1 protein-coding gene is annotated in these 6,221 nt (G+C 51.0%); it reads left to right on the top strand.

Going from position 1 to position 6,221, the window contains the following annotated elements; all coding sequences use genetic code 11:
* On the top strand, nt 1-6,218 hold a 6,218-nt coding region (locus G9F75_RS11945), incomplete at its 5' end, for an SDR family NAD(P)-dependent oxidoreductase (protein ID WP_167409118.1).
* Nucleotides 6,219-6,221 lie beyond the last annotated feature (3 nt).

The following is a 6,221-nucleotide window of genomic DNA, read 5'->3' as shown; positions in this document are numbered from 1 at the left end:
AAAGCGGTACCGTTCCGTGGAAAGACGAAGGGGTCTACCTCCTCACCGGGGGAGCGGGCGGCATCGGACTGATTTTCTCTGAAGAAATAGCCTCCCGCGTCAAAAACGCCGTCCTCGTTTTAACGGGGAGGGCGGAAGCGCTTGATGAAGAGCGCTCCGCCCGCTTACGGCGCTTGGCAGCGACCCGCGTACTGTATCAACCGGTAGATGTGACAGACAGGGCGGCGGTCATCGCCCTCGTCCGCGGCATACAGGAGGAGCATGGAACACTCGACGGGATTATTCACGGCGCCGGCGTGATCGCTGACAATTACATTCTGAACCAGACAGAAAACGAACGGAAGGCCGTCATGGCGCCGAAAGTGAAAGGGCTTATCAATCTTGATGAAGCAGCGAAAGATGTGCGGCTGGACTTTTTCATCCTGTTTTCTTCCTTGGCGGGAGGCATGGGAAATCCGGGACAGGCCGGTTATGCGGCAGCCAACGCATTTATGGATGTTTATGCAGCCCGCCGAAACCGTCTCGTGCGGGACAACAAGCGGAGCGGGCAGACCCTGTCCGTCAACTGGCCGCTTTGGGAAGAGGGCGGTATGCGCGTGGACAAAGAGACCGAACGGCTGATGTACGAACAGACCGGAATGAAAGCCATGCGATCGGCATCAGGCATCCAAGCGCTTTACGCCGCTTTTGCCTCCGGAGAACACCAGGTCATGGTGGCAGAAGGCGACGAAAAACGGATTCGCAGCCATATTTTCGATCTGGGCGAAGAACAAAGCGCCGCCGGAAAAGCTCCGGCAGTGGCAGATGCAAGAGATCTGAAAGATCAGGTTCAAGAGAAACTAAAGCGGCATGTATCAGATCTTTTAAAGGTAAGCATGAAAGATATTGAGGCTGACAGCGAACTGACGGAATACGGATTTGATTCGATCATTTTCACTGAATTTACAAATCTATTAAATCGGTCTTATCAGCTTGAGCTCAGCCCGACTATCTTCTTTGAATTTCCAACATTGCGCAAACTGAGCGGCCATTTGATATCTGAATGGAAAGAAGCATTCAGCGGCTTAGAAAGAGAGAGTTTAAAAACCGCTCCAAAAGCCGGAATAAGAAAAGCTGAAGCTCCGGCGGCCGTTCATGTCAAGCGGGAAACGCCCGTGTCCGTAAAAGGAAAATCAGAAGAAAAAACCGAACCGATAGCCATTATCGGAATCAGCGGTATTTTTCCGCAGGCGAAAGACATAGATGAATTCTGGACACGTTTACAAAAAGGGGAGCATTGCATCACAGAAATTCCCCGAGATCGCTGGGATTGGCGCGAATATTACGGCGATCCGGCAGCGGATGCAAATAAAACGTCAATTAAATGGGGCGGTTTTATAGATGGAATCGCCGGGTTTGACCCGCTGTTTTTCGGGATATCTCCGAAAGAAGCTGAAATGATGGATCCTCAGCAGCGTCTATTAATGATGTATGTGTGGAAAGCCATTGAAGACGCGGGGTACTCAGCAAAACGGATTGCCGGAACAAAAACCGGCATTTTCACCGGCACATTGGGAAGCGGATATCAAACCTTAATCAATAAGGCGGGTCTTCCTCTCGAGGGGTATACGATGACCGGAATCGTGCCGTCCGTCGGGCCGAACCGGATGAGTTATTTTCTTGATATCCACGGGCCGAGCGAGCCGGTAGAAACCGCTTGTTCAAGCTCTTTAGTCGCCATTCACCGCGCGGTAAAAGCCATTGAAACGGGAGATTGTGATATGGCGGTCGCAGGGGGCGTCAACACGATCGTCACGCCTGAAGGGCATATCGGTTTTCAAAAAGCAGGCATGCTCAGTGAAGACGGGCGCTGCAAAACATTTTCTGATCAGGCTGACGGTTATGTCAGAGGAGAAGGTGCCGGCATGATTGTCTTGAAAAAGCTTTCAGAGGCAGAGCATGACAGGGATCACATCTACGGCCTCATCCGCGGAACAGCGGAAAATCACGGCGGACGCTCAGCGTCACTTACCGCGCCGAACCCGCAGGCTCAGACGGATGTGCTGAAAAGCGCTTATCAAAAAGCCGGTATTCACCCGTCAACGATCACTTATATAGAAGCGCACGGAACAGGAACGGCACTCGGAGACCCGATTGAAATCAATGCATTGAAAAAAGCTTTCCAAACAGACGGGGCTCCGGGCGGATATTGCGGGATAGGCTCAGTGAAGACAAATATCGGACATTTGGAGCTCGCGGCAGGCATTGCGGGCGTTATCAAAGTATTGATGCAGCTGAAACATCGGACGCTCGCCAAAAGTCTGCATTGCGAGAACATCAATCCCCATATCAAATTGAAGGACAGCCCGTTTTACATTGTGACAGAAACAAAGGAGTGGGAAGCGCTGCGTGATGAAAACGGCCGGGTCCTGCCCCGCCGGGCGGGTGTAAGCTCATTCGGTTTCGGAGGCGTCAATGCGCATATCGTTATTGAAGAATACATGGGCAGAAGTGAGACGGAACAGCAGGAAACCCGTGAGAAAGCGTCATCTCTTTTTGTTTTGTCGGCTAAAAATGAAGAGCGGCTGAAAGAAAGAGCGCGTCTCCTTCGCGATTTTATCCAAAACGGATCATTCCGCCATATCGATCTTGCAGATGCCGCATACACACTGCAGACCGGACGGGATGCGATGGAAGCGAGGCTGGGAATCATTGCAGGCTCCGCAGAGGAACTGACTGAAAAACTGAACGCGTTTCTGTTGGGAAAAAACAGCGAAGATATCATCAGCGGCCGTAAAAAACGCGAGAATAACACGATTTCCATGTTCTCAGACGATGAAGACGCCGCTGACCTCGTCAGCGCCTGGCTTGAGAAAAAGAAATACAAGAAAGTGCTGCGGCTCTGGGCAAACGGATTTGACACAGATTGGGAGCAGCTGTATACGGACAGTAAGCCGCGCCGCATCAGCCTGCCCTCCTATCCGTTCAGAGCAGACCGCTATTGGGTGCCGAAACGGGAGCAGCTGCCGCTTTCGAATCAAAAAACAGTATTATTGCAGAAAACATGGGAGCCTTGCGAGGCAGTGTCTTCATCCGAGCCATTCAGCAAAATAGCGCTCATCGTCTCTGAAGATACAAAAGACCTTGCCGCCGAGGTGAAAAAACAGCTGAATGATGCTGACATTGTGCAGGAAAATCAGCTCATCTCTTTCTTACAGGATGCGAATGCGGCCGTCTATTCCGGGTTTATTGACTTCACCGGCTGCGGCTCCGGCCAAAAGCGTCAGGACATCAGCTGGGTGGCATCGCTGCAGCAGCTGATTGAATACGGCCGCGGACAAGAAAACTTGAAAATGCTTTATCTTACAAAAGGGCTTGAATCCTTCAAAAATAAGGCGGCCGCTATGCATGGTATTGAAAAAGCGGGGCTTTATCGCATGCTGCGGCATGAATACAGCCATATTCTCACCTGTCACGCCGATATTGATCCTGAAGAGCCGCTGGAGCAGACAGCTGCTTTTATTAAACAAGAAATTGAATCAGACTTAACGGAGTCTGCTGTTTGCTATAGGGAGGGTATGCGCTTCAGTTATGTTCTTCGGCAGACTGATCAGATTGAACCTGAAGCCGTGCAAACAGACCGGACTGTGTTTCCAAAAGACGCCGTCCTGATGATAACCGGAGGAACGCGCGGTCTCGGCGCTTTATGCGCCAAGCATTTCGTTTCAGCGTATGGTGTGAAGAAACTGCTTTTGACAGGCAGAAAGGAGCTGCCGCCGAAAACCGAGTGGGATCTTGAGCAAACAGACCCTGTCGTTTCGGAAAAAATACAGCTTATCCGGCAGCTGGAATCACAAGGCGTAAAAGTGTGCGTCTCAGCAGTTGATCTGACGGATAAGCAGGCCGTCGGACGGTTTATAAAAGAGGTAACCTCAACGCTCGGACCTGTCGGAGGCATTCTGCATTGCGCGGGAATTGCGGACTGTGAAAACCCTGCTTTTCTCCGCAAATCCAAAGACAGTATCGCGCGGGTGCTCGCCCCGAAAGCAGACGGCCTTCACAGTCTGTATGAGAGTGTAAAGGATGGTGCGCCGGCATTTTTCGTCCTGTTTTCATCTGTCTCGGCAGCCGTCCCGATTCTTGCGGCGGGACAGAGCGATTATGCGATGGCTAATTCTTACATGGACTATTTTGCAGAAAACAATGAGAGCGGCATCATCAGCATACAATGGCCGGCATGGGATGAGACGGGCATGAGCAGGGATATAAAAAGCGGGATTTATGAGCAAACGGGATTGCTGCGGCACTCTGACGCGGAAGGTCTCAAGATGCTTGATTACATTTTAAGAGAAAGACCCGGAGCTGTCGTGCTGCCGGCACAAGTGAAACATGATTGGGACATCAAAGCGCTGGAAAACGCCAAGCCAGCCGCTCATAAAGGAATGAAAGCAGCTTCCAAACCTCCTGAAACAAAAAAACGGGAACATAACCGGACTGATATTCAATCTTGGCTGAGGTCGCTTTTGGCAAAAGAGCTGAGTATCGATGAAACGCATATGGATATCGATGTGCCTTTTCAGGAATACGGAATGGATTCTATCTTTCTGGCGCAAGTACTGACAAAGATTGATCAAAAACTGCCGTCCGTTTCAATTGATCCGACTGTCCTTCTGGAGCATCCTACCATTGAACAGCTTGCGGATTATTTAGCCGCACATTGTCCGGAAGCTTTTTCGGCAGATGCAGCGGTTCCCGCGGAGAAGGTCCCTTTGCAGAAGACGCCGAAACGGAGCAAAAAAACGGCAGATAAGCCCGGGAAACGGGGAAAGGTTGCGATCATCGGCATGGCCTGCCATTTTCCGAAAGCGGGGGATATAAAAGAATTTTGGAAGAATCTCCGCAGCGGAACGGATGCCGTCACTGAAGTTCCGCCGGACAGATGGGACACCGGGGAACACTATCAGCCGGGTGAATATCAAGAAGGAAAAAGCATCAGTAAATGGGGCGGTTTTATTCACGATATTGATCAATTTGACCCGGAGTATTTTAATATTTCAGAAACGCTGGCACCGATGATAGACCCGCTGCAAAGGCAGTGGCTCGAGGTGAGCGCGGAAGCTTTGGCCGATGCCGGTTATCAAAAAGAGGATCTCTGGGGCCGCCGTATCGGCGTTTTTGCCGGTGCAAGGGCAGGTGCGTTTCATCAGAAATTTCAATATTTGCAAAAAGACGCGATTATTGGCGCGGGGCAAAATTTTATTACCGCACACATGGCGCACATTTATAACTTTACAGGGCCCAACCTGGTCGTAGATACGGCCTGCTCCAGTTCGCTAACGGCAATTCATTTGGCCGTGCAGGCTATTCAAAATGGAGAAGCGGAAGCGGCCTTTGCGGGCGGGGTTGACATTTTGCTTGATGAAAAACCTTTTCTCACAATGAGCGCGGCGAGAATCTTATCGCCAAACGGCCGTTCAAAATCTTTCGATGCCGGTGCGGACGGAACAGGAATCGGAGAGGGCTGCGGTGTGCTGATGCTGAAGCCGCTCGAAAAAGCGATAGAAGACGAAGATAAAATATACGGCGTTATTGACGGCTCTGCGATTAATAACGACGGCAGCACAATGGGCGTGACGACGCCGAATCCCCGGGCGCAGCAGGACTTGATTGAGCAGGCGGTTCAATCAGCGGAAATCGAGCCGGACACCATGACATACGTAGAGATGCACGGAACCGGTACATTGATCGGCGACCCGATTGAATTAAAAGGATTAACCAATGTCTTGTCTGCTTATTCCGATGAAAAACAATTTTGCGGTGTAGGAAGCGTCAAAAGCAATATCGGCCACTTGCTGAGTGCGGCGGGCGCGGCGGGAATCATCAAAGTTTTGCTGGCGATTGCCAATGAAGAACTGCCGCCGACTTTGCATTGCCATAAACCGAACCCCCGCTTTCAATTTAATGATTCGCCGCTTTATCCTGTGCTTGAGATGAAGCGGTGGGACGGAAAAAAAGAGATACTCAGGGCCGGGGTCAGCGCGTTCGGTTTGGGCGGGAATAACGCCCATATCATTGTCAGCAACGAAGGAATACCGAAAGAGCGAAAAGCGGCCATGGAACCGAAAGGCGGCCAGACAGTATACCGAAAACAGCGGTATTGGCCTGAAAAAGCACAGTTGTCCGAAGCGGAAGAAAATGAGGCGGGCACAGAAGCAATGTTTGAAATAAGCGAGGTGTGATAG

This window comes from Bacillus sp. EKM208B (genome assembly GCF_011800725.1).
GTDB classification, from domain to species: domain Bacteria; phylum Bacillota; class Bacilli; order Bacillales; family Bacillaceae; genus Bacillus; species Bacillus velezensis.
This window is presented reverse-complemented; position numbering and strand designations above follow the sequence as displayed.